This is a genomic window from Cytobacillus gottheilii, assembly GCF_018582665.1.
Classification (GTDB): Bacteria; Bacillota; Bacilli; order Bacillales; family Cytobacillaceae; genus Cytobacillus; species Cytobacillus gottheilii.
In genome coordinates this window covers 1,044,241-1,061,302 of the sequence record NZ_CP071709.1, presented here as the reverse complement: position 1 = coordinate 1,061,302, position 17,062 = coordinate 1,044,241, and the positions used below count along the sequence as shown (strand labels likewise).

Annotated in this window: 16 protein-coding genes; 4 read left to right on the top strand and 12 right to left on the bottom strand. The window is 39.9% G+C overall.

All coding sequences use genetic code 11. The features are described 5' to 3' along the window. Window positions 1-13: 13 nt before the first annotated feature. The 6 genes from J1899_RS05160 to J1899_RS05135 are packed head-to-tail and all read right to left on the bottom strand — an operon-like array spanning window position 14 to window position 6,092. A complete protein-coding gene (locus J1899_RS05160) occupies window positions 14-3,688 on the bottom strand; it encodes a multicopper oxidase domain-containing protein (protein WP_214477929.1) in 3,675 nt (1,224 codons plus the stop codon). Window positions 3,689-3,707: 19 nt separating this feature from the next. After that, window positions 3,708-4,016, bottom strand: a complete 309-nt coding sequence (locus tag J1899_RS05155; protein WP_246586586.1) for a hypothetical protein — start codon at window positions 4,014-4,016, stop codon at window positions 3,708-3,710. A gap of 14 nt (window positions 4,017-4,030) precedes the next feature. Further along, window positions 4,031-4,351, bottom strand: coding sequence for a hypothetical protein (locus J1899_RS05150; protein WP_214477928.1), 321 nt, complete (start codon window positions 4,349-4,351; stop codon window positions 4,031-4,033). A 21-nt stretch (window positions 4,352-4,372) separates the two neighbouring features. After that, window positions 4,373-5,158, bottom strand: a complete 786-nt coding sequence (locus tag J1899_RS05145) for a hypothetical protein (protein ID WP_214477927.1) — start codon at window positions 5,156-5,158, stop codon at window positions 4,373-4,375. 33 nt (window positions 5,159-5,191) lie between these two features. Next, a complete protein-coding gene (locus J1899_RS05140) occupies window positions 5,192-5,662 on the bottom strand; it encodes a hypothetical protein (RefSeq protein WP_246586585.1) in 471 nt (156 codons plus the stop codon). A 16-nt stretch (window positions 5,663-5,678) separates the two neighbouring features. After that, the gene (locus tag J1899_RS05135) at window positions 5,679-6,092 is read right to left on the bottom strand and encodes a hypothetical protein (RefSeq protein ID WP_214477926.1); all 414 of its coding nucleotides are present in this window, start codon (window positions 6,090-6,092) and stop codon (window positions 5,679-5,681) included. A 178-nt stretch (window positions 6,093-6,270) separates the two neighbouring features. Between J1899_RS05135 and J1899_RS05130 the strand changes: the two genes are divergently transcribed. Continuing rightward, the gene (locus J1899_RS05130; protein WP_214477925.1) at window positions 6,271-7,110 is read left to right on the top strand and encodes a hypothetical protein; all 840 of its coding nucleotides are present in this window, start codon (window positions 6,271-6,273) and stop codon (window positions 7,108-7,110) included. A 96-nt stretch (window positions 7,111-7,206) separates the two neighbouring features. On the opposite strand, the gene J1899_RS05125 is transcribed toward J1899_RS05130, so the two are convergent. After that, window positions 7,207-7,896, bottom strand: a complete 690-nt coding sequence (locus J1899_RS05125) for a hypothetical protein (protein ID WP_214477924.1) — start codon at window positions 7,894-7,896, stop codon at window positions 7,207-7,209. Between the two features lie 193 nt (window positions 7,897-8,089). On the opposite strand from J1899_RS05125, the gene J1899_RS05120 reads away from it, so the two are divergent. Continuing rightward, window positions 8,090-9,817 (top strand): hypothetical protein, encoded by a 1,728-nt coding sequence (locus tag J1899_RS05120; RefSeq protein WP_214477923.1) that lies wholly within the window; start codon window positions 8,090-8,092, stop codon window positions 9,815-9,817. Between the two features lie 118 nt (window positions 9,818-9,935). Here J1899_RS05120 and J1899_RS05115 read toward each other — a convergent pair whose 3' ends face one another. The 4 genes from J1899_RS05115 to J1899_RS05100 all read right to left on the bottom strand — a co-directional run bounded on the left by J1899_RS05115 (window position 9,936) and on the right by J1899_RS05100 (window position 13,550). Further along, window positions 9,936-10,670, bottom strand: coding sequence for a LytR/AlgR family response regulator transcription factor (locus tag J1899_RS05115; RefSeq protein ID WP_214478758.1), 735 nt, complete (start codon window positions 10,668-10,670; stop codon window positions 9,936-9,938). A gap of 17 nt (window positions 10,671-10,687) precedes the next feature. Further along, window positions 10,688-11,986 (bottom strand): sensor histidine kinase, encoded by a 1,299-nt coding sequence (locus tag J1899_RS05110; protein ID WP_214477922.1) that lies wholly within the window; start codon window positions 11,984-11,986, stop codon window positions 10,688-10,690. Between the two features lie 91 nt (window positions 11,987-12,077). Beyond that, window positions 12,078-12,818 carry an ABC transporter permease gene (locus J1899_RS05105; protein ID WP_214477921.1) on the bottom strand — a complete coding sequence of 247 codons (741 nt, stop codon included), beginning with the start codon at window positions 12,816-12,818 and terminating at the stop codon, window positions 12,078-12,080. 12 nt (window positions 12,819-12,830) lie between these two features. Continuing rightward, window positions 12,831-13,550 carry an ABC transporter ATP-binding protein gene (locus tag J1899_RS05100; RefSeq protein WP_214477920.1) on the bottom strand — a complete coding sequence of 240 codons (720 nt, stop codon included), beginning with the start codon at window positions 13,548-13,550 and terminating at the stop codon, window positions 12,831-12,833. Between the two features lie 443 nt (window positions 13,551-13,993). Between J1899_RS05100 and J1899_RS05095 the strand changes: the two genes are divergently transcribed. Continuing rightward, window positions 13,994-15,352, top strand: coding sequence for an IS1182 family transposase (locus tag J1899_RS05095; protein WP_214478757.1), 1,359 nt, complete (start codon window positions 13,994-13,996; stop codon window positions 15,350-15,352). 186 nt (window positions 15,353-15,538) lie between these two features. Here the strand turns inward: J1899_RS05095 and J1899_RS05090 are convergent, their stop codons facing one another. After that, the gene (locus tag J1899_RS05090; RefSeq protein ID WP_214477919.1) at window positions 15,539-15,748 is read right to left on the bottom strand and encodes a permease; all 210 of its coding nucleotides are present in this window, start codon (window positions 15,746-15,748) and stop codon (window positions 15,539-15,541) included. Between the two features lie 247 nt (window positions 15,749-15,995). Between J1899_RS05090 and J1899_RS05085 the strand changes: the two genes are divergently transcribed. Continuing rightward, window positions 15,996-16,937, top strand: a complete 942-nt coding sequence (locus J1899_RS05085; protein WP_214477918.1) for a coiled-coil domain-containing protein — start codon at window positions 15,996-15,998, stop codon at window positions 16,935-16,937. The last annotated feature ends 125 nt before the right edge of the window (window positions 16,938-17,062 follow it).

Here is a 17,062-nt window from a genome sequence, read left to right as displayed (position 1 = left end):
ATAGGAATCACAGTTAGATTTTGTTTTCATTTTTATTTTTCTTTTTCAAGACAAAAAGATGGTTTTGCTTGGATTTGTGAACGCGGATAATTCCCCACATTCCTGCCTCGATATCCCAGCGGATGTTGCCGGAGCGGTACATATAATCTCCTGGATATTGATATAAGCTGCCTGCTCCGTAATGCAGCGGCAAGTCAACGGCATGACCTGCAACAATTTCACCTTCCACAGATCGCACTTCAGACGTAATGTCTTTGTCATCGTTATTCCAATAATGGCCATGAAGATGGAATGTGTGGGCACGCCGGCGTTCTGATGGATTAACTAACCGAATTGTGATCGGATCACCTGGATATGCTTCAAATAACGGTGTCGACGGATCGCCAAACACCCTTGAACTGAATAAATCTTTTAATACTGGATGCTCTCGGAGACGGTTGATTAATCGTTCCGTCCGGTAATTGAATCCTCTAGAGCCATTATCATACGTATCAACCAAATCATCACGATCTTCTGGATCTACTCCGCCTAAAATGGCATCCACCGGGTCCACAATTAAATCACCTTTTTTATCCACCAGTCTTGCGCCATCATACAGAACAAGAACAAACTCTCGGGTATCCGGCAAATATGGATTGCGCAGTACTACATTCGCACCCGTTTTTACTTCTTCACCTGTTGCAGGATCCAGATACTTTGTTCCTTTTGCTTCAGCGATGAAACATCCAAATGTACCAAGTGAACGGTGATTGCGAATATCGGTCATATCCCATAAACCGCAGGCGCCAACAGGGTTGTCGACATACCATTTATAGGTGATGATTTCACCGGGAGCTGCTGACTGATCAGGGTTAAAGCCAACTGTTTCTCCCGCAGAAGTTTTCACATCATAATCAAGGAGCTGCGCATGCAGAGAGATTCTGACGGACGGCGGGTAAAAGGCCTGCTCTTTTACAGGAGGATAAGGCCAAATGCCATCTGGAAACGGAAACTGATCAAACTGCAGTCTGGACGTCAGGTTAATCTCCACAACATCTCCCTGATTGGCACGGATAATCAGCGGTTCAGGATTTTTCCCTTCTAAAATATCTTCTACATCTTCTTCGAGAGCAAAAACAATTCCAAAGGGATCACGTTCATCCCATTTGCTGTACGTTATTGGTTTATGAAAGGCGACGATGTTAAACGTTTTGACTGGTGCATTCACAGGCCCTGGAGATGGAACGATTTTTGCTTTCTCCGGCGGTTTTCCTGTCGGCTCCGGCAGCGCTTTTGTGCGTTGTGGCGGTGGTTCACGGTCAGACAGCGGAATGAGAAAATCCACTTCTTCATCAAAGGCTCGAATTAATCCCCATAAACCATTCCATAAGTCTTCTTCTGTTTCAAACGTCCATAAATAATCCCCAGACCTGGGAACAGCCATTTCCAGTGTAAAAGACTCAGAGATTCCAACATGCTGCTGATCTCTCAACTTTGTTTCAGAGTCAGGGTGCTCCGCCTTCCAGCGCAAGCCATGAATGTTGAAACTGTGCGATTCCTCATGCGACCCTTGAAGAAGTCTGACCCGAATTGGATCACCTTCATAACAGTGCAGGATCGGCGTAATTGGATCACAATTAACATATGAACTAAAGGAATATGCGGGATCTTTGTCTTTTCCTAACCGGAATTGCAGCGGTTCATTTTTATAATTGACTCCAAACAATCCTGGGTCATCCTGTGAACCTGGAAAGTCTGGAGGCTGAAGCGGACAGCCATCTTTGTCATATAGCAGAGCAAAATCCTGAACCATCAGAACCATATCCCGGTAATCAGGAATGAGCGGATGAACCGCGGTAATTTGCACGCCATGATCCACTTCTTCTCCTGTCTTGGAATCTAAAAACTTGGTGAAGCGCGGATGAACGACTCCTGTTCCAAAGACGCCATGCTGCTGATGAAAATTCGCAAACAAATGGTCATGGAAAAACCATGCTTTTAACTCTACATCTGCAAAATATTCATAACGGATTGTTTCCCCAGATAGAACACTAGAGTCATAGTTCCAGCCTACATTCGCACCATCTGAAACAAGCACATCAAATTTAACGAAATGCACATGAACACCTGTTTCATATGTTCTTGTCACAAGCTGGAATGCGCTGCCGCCAACCACTTCCGGCAGACGATTTGTAAAATTAATGCGCACGCACGTATTGGCTGTCATATGCATAACCAATGGTTCCGGCTCTTTTCTTCCGCTTAACACATCCTCTATATCTTCATCTAAAACATAGATCCTTCCGATCGGATCGTTCCAGCCTTGGCGATTGTACACAATCGGAAGCTGGATCAGAGAAACATTAAACTCCTGCACTACAGGGTTATCAGCAAGCGCACAAGGATCGACAAATACAGCACCTGGTCTGGCATTTGGCACGGCCGCGTTTCTTTCCAGTTCAGTCATATCGCGTCCGCCCACAATCCCTAGCGGCGGCCGTGGTGCTTTACACCCAAGCTTTCCTGGAATAAAGTTAGGGAATCCTGGTCTTTCTTTTGTTGGCTTCGGAGGACATGGCCTATCAGGCAGCGGCTGCAGCGCCTGGATCGGCTCGCCATTTGGATAACAGCCAGTTCCATCTTGGAGTGTATCAAAAATACGGTTAATCCCCCACATTCCTACGCCGAAATGGGGGTAAAGATGACAGTGAATGATTGCATCCCCAATTGCCCCTTGAAGAGAGCCTAACCCATAATGAGGCTGAACTGTGTACCAGGATTGCGGGCTGACTGCCTGGGCATCCAAGATTTCTGATTCTGTATTTTTCGCATCTTTTGACCACTGATGCACATGATAATGCAGAACATGAGTCTCTTTCACACCCCCATGAACCAGCCTGAGTTTTACAGGGTCCCCGCGGTACCCCCGCAAAATAGGCGTTGCCGGATCTCCAAAGACCCATGAATCATGGTGAACTTCTTCGCCATGGCCATCCGGGCTAACGACTCCCTCTTCTAATAACCGAACCCGATTTTCCATCGGTTCATAGCGATAGTTTACCGCATGAGTGGATTCACGCTCTTGATTAGTCATCGGATCCAGCGGTGAATTTCCCGTTACATCCCGAGTTGGCATTTCATCATGAAAAATCCATCCATATTCCCGGTAGGATGGCAGAAAAGGATGATGTATATCGGCATACACACCGCTGTTAATCGGTCCCCCTGTTACCGGGTCTGACCACCATGAGCCGCGCGGCTGCACAAACAGACAGCCAAACATCCCGTTAATATTCGTTCCCTGATCACTGCTGTCCGGGTTTCCTAGATCTGTGAACATATACACACCTTCATGATTTACATTTAGCGTGTAAGTGATTTTCTCACCAGGCTCTGCTAAAGAACTGGGATTGAAGCCGGCATTGGCGCCATCTGAATCTTGCGGATCATAATCAGCTTCCTGAAAATGCATGCCTGTTGCGTAATGGATCTGATTTTCAAATAAAATCTCCACCTCGTCCCCCACACTGGCACGGATACAAAGTGGCTGCACTAAATCAACTGGTGTGAAAGGATTTTTCTTGACTAAATCCTTCACCTTTTGTTCGTTTTCCTTTAAAACATACATGATGCCATTTCGGTTGTAGTCACCAAAGTTGTTGAGCACAATCCGAATCGAAATCGCCACAACATGAAATTTGCGTTTCATAGCTCTCCCCCTTGATGACTCAGAAATTGGTCTTTAACTCAGGAATTCGCGGCATTCCTTTTTGTTGAATATAGAATACCTCGATTGAATGGATGTGAATAAACCATTGCCGATTTTCCAATTCAGAAATGGAGGTGACCTTCACATCCACCACTGCCTGATCCTCAATCACATCTACCAGCTTTCCGATAAAAACAAATGGGTATGATGGCGTTAAAATAAAGATATTCTTGCCAATGCCCTCCACAAATGTCTCAACCAGCGCCTGATCATGGATGACATTGACAGTTGGGAAGTTCATTCCTGCAATACTATTTTCATGACTCATTTTTTGGTCCCTCCTTACGTTAATGGAAATCTTTCATTACAGTCAAAATCAGGTGTAAAGTGAGCAATTTTTTCAAATGGAATACTAAGAGGTGTGGGAAAATTGAATTGTGGGGCATTTATTATTTTTATATTGACTGGAAATAGAGTTAGATGACCTGGCTGTACATCAATTATTTCGCCGCAAAAAATCGGACGAAAAGTCTGGCCAAATAAATTGAGCTGATCGGATTCAGTTACAATTAAGATGCTTGTTCCTTTTAGGGCCAATAGCTCTCTGAAAAAACGATCTTCCAATTCTCCAATGCTGCTGCGCGGTTTCTTCTCACTCGTCATATGACTTCCTCCCCCGTTGTCCTACTTTTTATAATAATTTTTAAAGCCATAAGTAAATACACTTAACAACCGAATGGTCTCAATATAACGTATCTCTTCAAAATGAATTTCTTCTTTTTTCCCCATAAACGCAATGATTAATTTGTCTTCAGAATCGATAATCTTACCAAGCTTTTTGACATCACTGCTGATCCAGACATTCACCCATGTGTCCTTCCAGGTGTTTAAGTTTGTCTTTAATGTTTCTTCAATAAATTGCTGCTTCAGAAGATCACGTTTTGAAACAGTTTCCCCGAATTGCCGCAGCAGCTTCGTGCGCAAATTATTATCATAAAGATAATGCTGATGGGTGTTTGAATAGTTTGGGATTCCATACACAATATTAGCCGATTGAATGACAGAATAAGGAATCCACACCCGTTCCTTTAAATTGGTCAGCATCACAAAATCACGGCCCACCGTACTGACTTTTCCCTCCTTGTAATGAGATTCAGTACCGATGGCAGAGTAAATTTCCACCTGCTGATTTCGTTTTGATTTAAAAAATTTCCTAAGCTTTAATGACTTTCCGCGTTTTTCATTGTTTTCCAATAGATGAAAGATGTTTGCCCGGTCTATATATTCCATTAATAACCTTGTTTCTTCTGTCGTCGTCATTGTTGAAGGAGATGTAAGGCCCTCTCCTTTTCGTTCATTCAGCTCATTAATAGGATCCTTCTTTCTGACTTCATGCTTTCTTTGCTCTAGCAATCTTTCCATATATTCATTTAAGTGAATTTTCTTTTTTGCCTCCTGTCTGTTCTCCATTCAGCCTCCTCTCCTTTCAAATATCTATATTATTTATACTCGCAAGGAGTAAAATAACAAACCAAATGTGGCAAACACCAAACCTGTGCCAAATAAACCAAATAGAATCATATTATTCTCCACATCATTAAAATAAGCAGCAGGCAATCCGCATAATGCTGGGTTTTCCACTACGGCTCCAACCATCGTTCCCATGATGGAGCCAATGCTGCCATGGGAGAAGCCAGCCAATAAAGACTGAAAACGGACGAGTGCACCATACAGTAAACCAATCCCGCCGCCGATCACAGTGGAAAGTATCGCAAGTACTCCAATTTCAAATGGAAAAAGGAAGTGAAGAAGCATGGCCAGATTCATGCAGAAAATACTGCTGCCTGCCGCGGCCATCACCATCCCATAGCGGTCCGCAAATAGTTTCCTTTTTTTATACATGACAAAATAAAAGAAAAACCCCATAAGACCATTTACAAGAAATAGCATAATAAATAGAGGGGATAATTCCACATTCATGACTCCTTACTTATGTATTTTTAGCAGACAGCAAAACCAGCAGAAGAGAAAGCAGGAATACCGCTTCTACAAAAGATAGAAAGAGAATGCTCGTATTGGCCGCTGCTCCTACCATCGGTGCCATAATGCCCATCATTAAGCCATTTATATAACCAGTCAGCAGAGTCTGATAATCAAAAAGCGCACCAAAAAGGCCGCCAATCAGCATTCCAATTACCGCTGTCATCATTGTGATGATGACAAATTTTAATGGAAACTGATAAATGAGGATTACGCCTGTGGCAATCGCACCAAAACCGCCTGCCAGCATTGAAATATTCATCCCCAGCTGAAAACCGATGAGTTTACGAATTTTATTAAGATATAAATATAGGAATAAAATCAGTACAAGGTTTCCATATAACAAAAACCCTAAATGCCCCATGTCAAAAGTCTCCTCCAAGTTTTCGTTTGTAATTTTTATGACTGGAGATGCTTGGTCTATGACCTAATATGTATATTTTTACAATTTCATTTAGAAATGCACAGATCCTAGTCATTTGCCCAACCACAAATTAATGACCATCCATACACTAGGTATATGTACAGATAAAAGGAGGTTGTTGACCATTTCAGCTTATAAAAAGAGAAAAACTGCTGTTAAAGAAATGAGGAATGTAAGGGTTTGGGATGAGATTGAATGCTTGGAAGAAGAGTTCATCCATGGAAAAACACCATTTCGCTGTCCAGAGATGGTGCCAGCGGGAGTAAAGGATGATGATTTTTGTGTGCCTGAAGATTGTCCAAAAACGCTTCCGCAGCCAAAATTCACTTCCCCCTTCAGTTCCTTTCCACAGAATGAACTTGAGGAATTAGAAAGGTGTATTACCCTTGCGAATGAACTCCTGCTTGCACTTTCTGCTGAGGATGATGACGACGAAACAAATGCGAGATCACTTCAAGTAAGTCTTCGTTCCTTCAGAAACCAATTCGTAACTGTCTATTATAGCTGCAAGGAAAAAAAGGAAGAAGTCTGCGGATACTTTTTGGACGCAGGAAATGATTTTATTATTATTGAAAATGCAGATACCAACAATATCACCATCCTTCCAACAGTGAGACTTCTGTCCATTCACAATATGGACAGAAGAAAAAAATCGGATGATGAAGATGAACCAGAACTGCTCTGCATCAACCCATGTCTAAGGCGGAACCTGACATTTCATTTCGGTGAAATCGTTACAAGAAGCCCTTATTTGCTGAACATATTTTTCGGCTTAAAACTTAGCATGCTCCTTGATAGCTATACTGGTTATTATGCCTACATCCAAACTGAAACAGATAAATTTGAACAGGATGGCACTTTAGAGAAAGTAGATGAGAGCGACCTGCTTCTCAAAAAATACGATGAAGAACAATGGATCGACTTTGAGGATATTTGTTTGATTGAGCTGGAGAAATAAAGACTGAAGTGTAAAGCTTATAATTTTAGGGCAAACCCTAAATGAAATGTGACGTTTAAAAGGAAGGAACCTTACATGGCACCTTCCTTTTTTGAACTAATCAAAATGATCCGATAGATCCAGCTCCAGGACAACCTTACAGCCTTTGTGCTTGAATAGCTTGTATTGAAAGCTATCCGTCAATCCAGCTAACCGTAAGTGAATCCGGTCATCACAGTAGGGAATAACAGGATCCTTGATGCGGTGGAACTGCTTGCCGCAATGGCAGTTATCATGGTCTCTGCGGCAATGGGCACAGTGTGAATCCAGATAGGAATCTATGAACTTTTCCCTAGCGCCCATACCACAATGACAATCTTGCTGATGTCGGCCGCAATGAGTGCAGTGCCCATCGTGACGATCATAATCCCTTGATATCTTATCGAAATCCGAATAATTTTTGTGTTTCATACCACAGCGGCAATCTCGGTGATATCGGCTGCAATGAGAACAGTGCAGATCATTGCCTCTGCAGGCTTTCTCAAAATCCACATGATCCAGGCATTTATTTCGACAATGATGATCGACCCAATGAATCTTCTTGATTCGTCTCGTTAACACCCTAACAACACTATGGTCACTCTGCAGCAAATCTACATAATCCGTTCCAATTCTATGGATGATTCCGCCTTCTTTGTAAGACTGTTTTCTTTTATTGCTGTGTACTTTGAAACGTTTCGATTCCTGGACAGCCGGGGATTCATCGTGATGTGCATGGTGATCATGTGCTGATTGTTTGTTGTTCATGCTCGTCCCTCCTTTCAGTACAATAGTATATGAAAGGGGTTGTGAGGGTGTTTATGTGATTGTACTGGGTTTTGGAGGTATTTTTATATATAGGAAACCGCTATTACAGTTTCGACAAAATTCAACAAAAACCATTCCTTTTCTCCTATATAATAGTATTACTTTTATCATGTTAAGTTGGAGTGACTTTGTAATGGAGATTTTTGTACTTTCTTTAATACTTGCCACAGGTACTGGTGTATATTTTATGCGGCGAAAAAAAAGCATCCTAAAGAAAAAGAAGGAGCTCGAAAGAAAACTGCCAAGCAATGATATGATGCTCTGGGTTCCATCCGAGAAAGTAAACATACCTGAAGGAACAGCATCACTGGACTACATAAAAAAGCATCCTTTATCTTTAAAAGAAGCAGGGATTATTGGAGCAGCAGGTTCACTTCCGTCTCTCTATTATTTAAATGAAATAGACGGGAATGTATATGATGCTATGCAATTTGCATTTACGGACGATTTAACAAATTTTCACGCCCTGCATAATTATGTAGAAGATAAATACATAAGTATTTTTGACTCAAATTCTGCTGAAGGCTGGATTACACGCCTTGAAGGCTATGTGACCGAACAGTATGCCGCCGATGTGTTAACTGATTTAGGTCATCATGTAGAATTTCCCGATCAGGCTAATCAACAAGGCTATGACTTAATTGTGGACGGAGAACCATGGCAGGTAAAGGGCGGAGAAACGGTATCGGTTCTTAACGATCATTTTAAAACGAATCCAGATACACCGGTTATCACGAATAGCGCACTTGCTGAAGAGTTCGGTCCTTCTGATTTGGTTTACGGAACACCAGCTCTCAACTCTCAATTAATGGATGGGGCTACGCGTGAAACATTAAATGGAGTTGATAGCTTAGGAGATTCAATGGGAGCCGGAATCCCTCTTGTCACCTTAATTACAGCAGGCTACCGCGAGTTTGGCCTTATGTCTTCTGGAAAAACTGACTTCGGACATTCTGCTAAAAATGTCGGGTTGGACCTTGCTGGAACAGGCGGCGGCGGTTTTGCCGGTGCCCAGGCAGGTGCTTTAATTGGAGCAGTTGGCGGTCCAGTAGGTGCCGCAATTGGCGGTGTAGTAGGTGGAATTATAGGAGCGATGGGTGGAAGACAGATTACTAATAGTATAAAACTAGCTCCTTATAATCAGGCACTTGAAAGCTATCAATCAGCTTTTAACTCCAGCAGATTGCAGCTGGAAGCCTTTCAGGATAAACAAAAAAATTTCTTAGAAAGAAGCTATCAGGATGTTAATGATGAACTAAATGTACGTCATGAAAAAATCGCTGCTATTTATAAAGCTAGAACCAATAAGCAGCTCTTACTGTTAGAAGAAGCTCAGCAGCAATTTGTGGACGATACTCCCACTATCCTGCGCTCTATTAAAAAACAGCTGGTTCAGTCTGAAACAAACCTTAAATCTACAATCAAACGTTCCAATATCATGAGGAGATTGACATTTCCGACTACAGAGGATATTTATTATGAAGAGGCCACTCGCTGGTTCAATGAGCGCTATGCTATTATCGATCAAGCAATCACAACCTTTGACTCCCCTTCTTTTAAAATGAAGCAAATGCATACGCAGTATAAAGAAGTAATGGAGTTTCTGCAATCTTATGTAATTGAAAATGAAGAATTAAATTCATCGCTATCTTCCATTCTAACCGTCAAGCATTCATCAGAAAATGCACGAAAAACGGCTAAGAAACAGCTTTTACAAGAAATCAGCAAAGCAGAAAACGAAGTAAGAAAACTGACGAAAGAAACATTCTCCAAAATTGCTGTTTATCTGCGAGAACAGAAAAATCAATTAAAAGATTACGAAGACAAACTGAAGGTGGAAAAAGATCGTTTAGGATACTAGAAAGGACAATTCCTTATGCTATTGAAAATTAGCATGGGAATTGTCCTTTTTTAATAAACTTCTGGGGAAAACTGCTTTAGACACATCATCACGATGCACCCACATTTTTATTCCATTCCTATTGCTTTTCCCAAGCCTTTTGCAATCCTTTAAGAAAACGGGCAGATGAATAACAAACCTCTCCATTCACCATCGTAATTTCACGTGTTTTTTTATCTATTGCTGAAATATTTTCGATGTTGACGACAAAGGAATTGTGACAGCGATAGAACCCGGAATTAAACTCTTCTATTTCCTTTAACTTTCCGTAAAATTCTACCTGTCTGGAATCTGTATGCATAATAATTTTATGCAGTTTGGAACTTGTTTCAAAGAATAGTATATTGTCGTAATCCTCGCTGATCACCTTATCGCCGTTTTTAATATGAAAACGTTTTTTCGCCTCATCACTGCCAGACAAGTGGCGTTCATTCGCCGTCACCATACAATCAATGACACGCTGCTGTAAATCTGTAAAATCGTCTTTAATAATATAGTCTAGGGCTTCAACTTTATATAAAAACGTCAAATAGGTGAGCTCGGAATGCGTGGTAACAAAGACAATCGATCCTCTTGCATCGTATTTTCTAATTTCAGCCCCTAACACGATCCCGCTTTTTTCATGCTTTAAATCCACATCAAGAAAATATAATCCAGTCACCTTGTTAGACTTTAAATAATCAATAATTTCATCGGGATTATCGGTAGAAAGAGTGATTCTCATATCTAATTGTTCAATCATAATATAGTTTTTGATATAGTTTGTGATTTTTTCCTTTTGCTGTTGATCATCTTCACAAATAAAAATATCCAGCATATGTACTCCTCCGTTTAATCAGCAATCTCTAATTCCTGAAAAAACATTTTCCCCGTTATTTTTGTCTCCAGTGTCACATTTTCGCATTTAGAGACAATTTCCTTTAAATTGCTTAATCCTAACCCTCTGTTTTCCCCTTTGGTCGAGTATCCTTGCTGGAATACTTTATAAAGCTTTGGTATTTCTCCGCCAATCGTATTAGCGACCACAATGAGCAAGGAATTTTCTTTTTGAATAAAAGCAATATGTATACTGCTTCCGTCGAACTGCTCCGCTTCTTCTATCGCATTGTCGAGGATGATTCCCAAACAGCGGCACAATCGGATATAATCCATATTTATTTGATGTACTGGCTCCGTTGCCTCAAGGGCAATATCGATCCCTAAGTCCTGTGCCTTAATCAGCTTTGAGACTAATGTCCCTTTCACTTCAGTCACTTTCACATTTTGTAAGGCACCAAGCTTATAATGATTTTTTTTAATCCCCTGGCCGGTGGGCATGACCTTTTCATTAAAATAGGTTTCTAACCCTTCCATATCTTTCGTTCTGATATACTCTGACATGGAAGATAAGATGTTTATATAATCATGCCGGAACTTTTGCAGCTCCCCATACATTTCTTCTAAATTCTCCGAGTACATCCGCAATTGCTTATACTCCTCCTGCTTATTTTTCACTTTCATTTCTTTAATCACCGAAAAAAGCAGAAGTCCCAATATCGTGATAAATAATGCAAAATAGGCTAAAAATATGAAGCTGTTAAACTGGACAATCTCACTTGAGAAACCTGATCTATCGGATACTAGAATATTAATATAAAAGAATGATACCGTCAGAACAGTTAAACTCATCAAGAATAAAAAATAATGCTTAAAAACAGGTACGAACTGCTTCAGTTTTCTAATCACCATATGGGTGATGAAACTGAGAAGAACTGAAAATAAGAGAAAGAAAAGCAAATGCAAACCATAGTAGGACAGTTGAGCATTTACCATTTCCACGGAAATATCAAATAGAAAAGAATTCGCTAAGAAGCTTAAATGATCACTGATCACAAGAATGATCACAGCAAAAAAAGGTGCTGTTATACTGACAATGGGATCTTTTTTATATCTGTAATTAGAGTAAATCAATAGCAGCACAGGAATAACAATGCCGATAATGCCGATATAGACAAATAACACCGGTGCAAGGCACGATAAGATCAATACAAAATAAAACCTTTCTTTTGCATGGTCAAAACCGTTGACAAAGAAGAAATTATTCAAGCATAGAGTAGCAATTTGTACGAAAGAACCGATAATTGTAACCAAAACAATAATGCTCCTTAAGAGTCTTTTAGGAGCATTTTACCACTATTTCAACTAATATTGAAACCTAATTTTTCCTATTATGGAAGCTGGTTTAAGCTGTCTTTCTATTAAATCGGATTATTACCAATGAAGCGATAAACACTGCCAGCACTATTGCAATAGAAATATACGTTTGACCATCAAAAACGAGCTGCTGATTCCACACATCGATAAAAAGATGGTTCATATGATACATCGGATTTGCCTTTGCGACGATTTGAATGAAATCTGGCATTTGGCTCACTGGAATCGAAAAATCACCCGTGAACATTACAACCTGGAAGATGAGGATCGAAAAAATCAATGCCGTTTTCATTTCCTTAAATAAAGAATAAATGGCAGATGAAATGACTAATAAAACAGCATTCAATAAAATAAAGAAACCATAAGAACCTAAAAACATCAGTGGTTCAAGAGTGATTTCAAAAACAAATACGCCAATCATATTAATGAGCAAAAAACCAAAGCTCGTAATAATGATCGATTTTATAATATTTGAAAGCAGTAATGTCCGAACAGGCACAGGCGAAATACTGATCCTTTTTTCCACCCCAGTGGAGCGGTTCATCACCTGGTCAAAACCAAACGCAAAGAAAACAACAGAAAACGTAATCAGTAAAATAAACGATGGAGTATACGTTTGGGCATAGCTCAAACCGCCCGCGAATGTATTCTCACCAACCAGGTGCCCCAAAAACACGTATGTGACCGGAGGAACCACAATGGAGAATATTAAATAAAACAGCTCCCTCGAAAACATAATTAAATCATATTTTAACTGTGTGGCTAACATACTGATCTCCTCCTATACCGGCACTTTAGAAAGGTAAAAGTCATTCATTGATTTGTACCCTAGTGACAAAATATTTTCTGTACTCTCAAACATTTCATTCTTTCCGTTTTCAATAAGCATCACTTTATCGCAATACATCTCAATTTCATCCATATAATGCGTCGTTAAAATCACAGTCCCGCCTCTGCTCTTGTTATAGTCAACAATATAGGACCACAGCACATTGCGCATATGAGGATCCAAACCGGTCGTTGGCTCATCCAAAATAATCAGCTTCGGCTCCGACAAAAAAGCAATCGCCAAACTAACCTTCTGCTTCCATCCGCCAGACAACTTCTCAAAATAAGATTTCCGATGAGGCTCAAGTTTAAAATCAGCCATAATCTCCTCAATCTCTTTATTCGACTTATAATAAGCTTTAAACAGCTTCAACAGCTCTTCCACTTTTAATGACTTATAAAAATGCGTAGGCTGCAGCACAACCGAAATATCTCTTCGGATTTCGCCTAGCTTATCAAGCGTGATCTTCTGCAAATTCTCATTAAAAAGCAAAACCTCACCCTGATCAAAATCTTTAATTGTCATTAAAATCTCAAGAAAGGTTGATTTACCGGCGCCATTTTTTCCAATGACTCCAATAACCTCCCCTTCATTTGCTTCAAAATCCAGGCCTTTCAGTACCTGATTTTTTCCGTAGGACTTTTCCAGACCTTTTACACTTATGATTTTCATTGTTTGACCTCCAATGCAGTTTGCTGCAGATTGTTAGGGGGATTTGCCCAGACCTTTTTGCACTGCTTTTATTGCTTATGGGGTAAGTATATCGGCTTCTTCATGAGAATAATGTGATTGTTCATAACTACTCTTTTTATTTACTTTGGTGTGCGGTTTGGAATTGTGGGGATACAGTTGGGTATTCATAAGTGTGTGATATCTTTGGAATTTTGTATCACATTAGAAAGAACCTATGAAAAAATTTTATACCTATCTAAAGTGAACTAAGTTGATATAAAGGCAGAACTGGCTAGGTAACGGGGTCATAAAGATTAAAAACAAAAACGCACAGTCAATTATGACTGTGCGTTCAGACTGTAGACAAACTCGATGAAAATCGAGTTTGCCTACAGTCTTTTTTGTTTTAGAATAAAAGGAGAATAAGGTTAGAGGTGATGAAGATGCTTTCCAAACATAATTCAATTCAACGTGATCAGCTTGAAATGGTTGCGTTAGATCAACTGGTACCTGAAAACCATTTAGTACGAAAAATGGAGGCTGCAATTGACTTCTCCTTCATTTATGATTTAGTAAAAGATACATATTCAGAAGTAGGTCGTCCAAGCATTGACCCGGTAATTTTAATAAAGCTTACTTTTATTCAATATACCTTCGGTATTCGGTCCATGCGCCAAACCATTGAGGAACTAAAAACAAACATGGCTTATCGCTGGTTTTTAGGATATGGATTTTATGATAAAGTTCCTCACTTCTCTACCTTCGGTAAAAACTATGAGCGTCGTTTTAAAGATACTGATCTATTTGAACAGATCTTCTATCGAATCTTAAAAACGGCCACGGAAAAGAAATTAATTAGCGCTGAACATGTTTTTATTGACTCGACACACGTAAAAGCAAGCGCGAATAAACATAAATTTGCGAAGAAAGTTGTGCGTAAGGAAACACGCGCATATCAAGAACAGCTTCAAACAGAAATCAACGATGACCGTGAAGATCATGGGAAGAAGCCATTTCCACCTGATAAATTTGAAAAAGAGGAAACAAAAGAGATCAAAGAAAGTACCACAGACCCAGAAAGTGGCTACTACGTCAAAGACGAACGCACTAAACAGTTTGCTTATTCGTTTCATGCCGCCTCTGATCGCAACGGATTTATCTTAGGAAATATAGTTACACCAGGAAACATTCATGATAGTGGAATCCTTGAGCCTTTAGTTGAACGAGTGATTGATAGAGTTGGAAAACCTGAAGCCGTTGCCGCAGACGCAGCTTATAAAACACCTGCCATCACGAAGTACTTAATTGAACATGAAATAACACCTGCACTCCCTTATACACGACCACGTACAAAGGATGGATTCTTCCGAAAGCACGAATATGTTTATGATGAACATTTTGATTGTTATATTTGCCCAGCGGGCAAAATTTTGAACTATTCAACTACCACCAAGGAAGGCTACCGTGAATACAAATCATTGAAACAGACTTGTGCCACTTGTTCATTATTGCACCAATGTACACAGAGTAAGAATCACCAAAAAGTGGTGACCCGGCATATTTGGCAGGAATATGTGGAGGAAGTGGAACATCTTCGCCATCACAAAGATGTAAAACCAATATACGCAAAGCGAAAGGAAACGATTGAACGTGTTTTCGCTGATGCAAAAGAAAAGCATGGAATGCGTTGGACAACGTTAAGGGGACTTAAAAAATTGTCGATGCAAGCGATGCTTACTTTCGCGTCCATGAATTTAAAGAAAATAGCCAACTGGACGTGGCAGGACCCAAAAACAGTATAAATCTGAGGATAGGATAGCTGCATTCTGTCCTCTAAAGGAATAAAAATAGAAAAAAACTTCAAAAGGGGTTCGGAATGAGACCATTCCGAACCCCTTTTGTCTACAATCTGAACGCACAGTCAATTATGACTGTGCGTTTTTACTAGCGTATTTCCGCTAGCTCAATATTTATCACGCTTTAAAACTTCAATCTTCTCTTTTTTTGTCTCCAACATACTTCCATAAGTGGTATGTCACCCAAAACAGCATTACGCTTAAAAACGGAAATAATAGTGCCAATATCGGCTTTCCTGTGAAATAACCCGAGCTAAATATAGCAACTACTATATAAACAATTAAAAACGGAAGCAAAAGAATCCAATAACGTTTATCTTTAAAGGTTTGAAAACTAAACATACAATCCCCCATTCTAGAAAATCGTTATTAACAAAGTAACAAACAGTAAAAAATATTTAATCACCCAAACTTTAACATAAAATTCCATAATCAGCGAGGATATGTTTTTATTCGTTACAACTTATCTACCCAATCACGATTAACTTTATTTAACTGTCACCGAATGGGCGCAAGCTTCCCTACAAAATTGAAACCTTATTCTCCCAGTTCCGTATATACAATAAAGAGCTGTATAGGGGGAGCGCCAATGTTTACTGAGCTGAATGAAAAGTTACTCATTGTGAAGGATGATTTGAGGAAAAAAGAGAAGTATGAGGATCATTTGGAACGCCTAAAGGCGGATTTACAGCTAGAAATACAAAAAAGAGAAATGTATAAGCATATGTTAGAAGAGAAAAAAGAAGATGTTAGCCGTTTTGAATCCTTCACCCTTGCCAATATTTTTTATTCTCTAATTGGTAAAAAACTTGAGAAGATTGATCAAGAAGAACAGCTAATTGCAGCTATGAAGCTAAAGTATAAGGAAGCGATGGAAACCGTTGCTGATATGGAAAATGAGATAAAGAAGTTTGAAATGGAGCTTACATCTGTAGCGAATGCAGATGTGGAATACGAAGCCATTTTAAAAGAAAAAGAACGATTAATCCGTGATACTGATTCATTTTGGAATGACAAATTATACACCCTTTCAGAAAAAGAAGCAGAGTTGTTTGCCGGCTTAAAGGAGTACAACGAAGCAATTGAAGTCGGACAAAAAGCAAAACATCAGCTAGATGAGGCACTAGACGAATTAGAATCTGCACATAATTGGTCAACTTTTGATATGTTCGGCGGTGGCACCATTTCTACTTTTGTCAAACATAGCCGCTACAATAACGCCCAGGATCTCATCCATGATGCCCAGCACACCCTCCGCCAATTTCGAGAAGAGCTGCTGGATCTTAAAAAGCACTTTGACCACGATTACGATATCGGCAATATGCTTACAGTTGCCGATTACTTCTTTGATGGTATCGTTGTCGATTGGATGGTCCATGGAAAAATCAACGACGCCATGTCACAGACAGAAAAAATGTATGACCTTGTGAAAACTACTTTGAAGGAAATTAAACTGCAAAGAGATGAACTGGAGAAAGAGCTAACTGATGTGCATTGGGAGAGAATTGAGTTGTTTGAGTCTTGTTCTTAGGGCTGAGGTTATAGTGGGATTGGGAAAGTAGACAGAGTCGGAGATGGCTTTGTCTATGTGTTTTTTGGAGGGGCATTTTGCAATATACAGGGAGATTTTTATATTGTCTAAAATCAATTGATTTA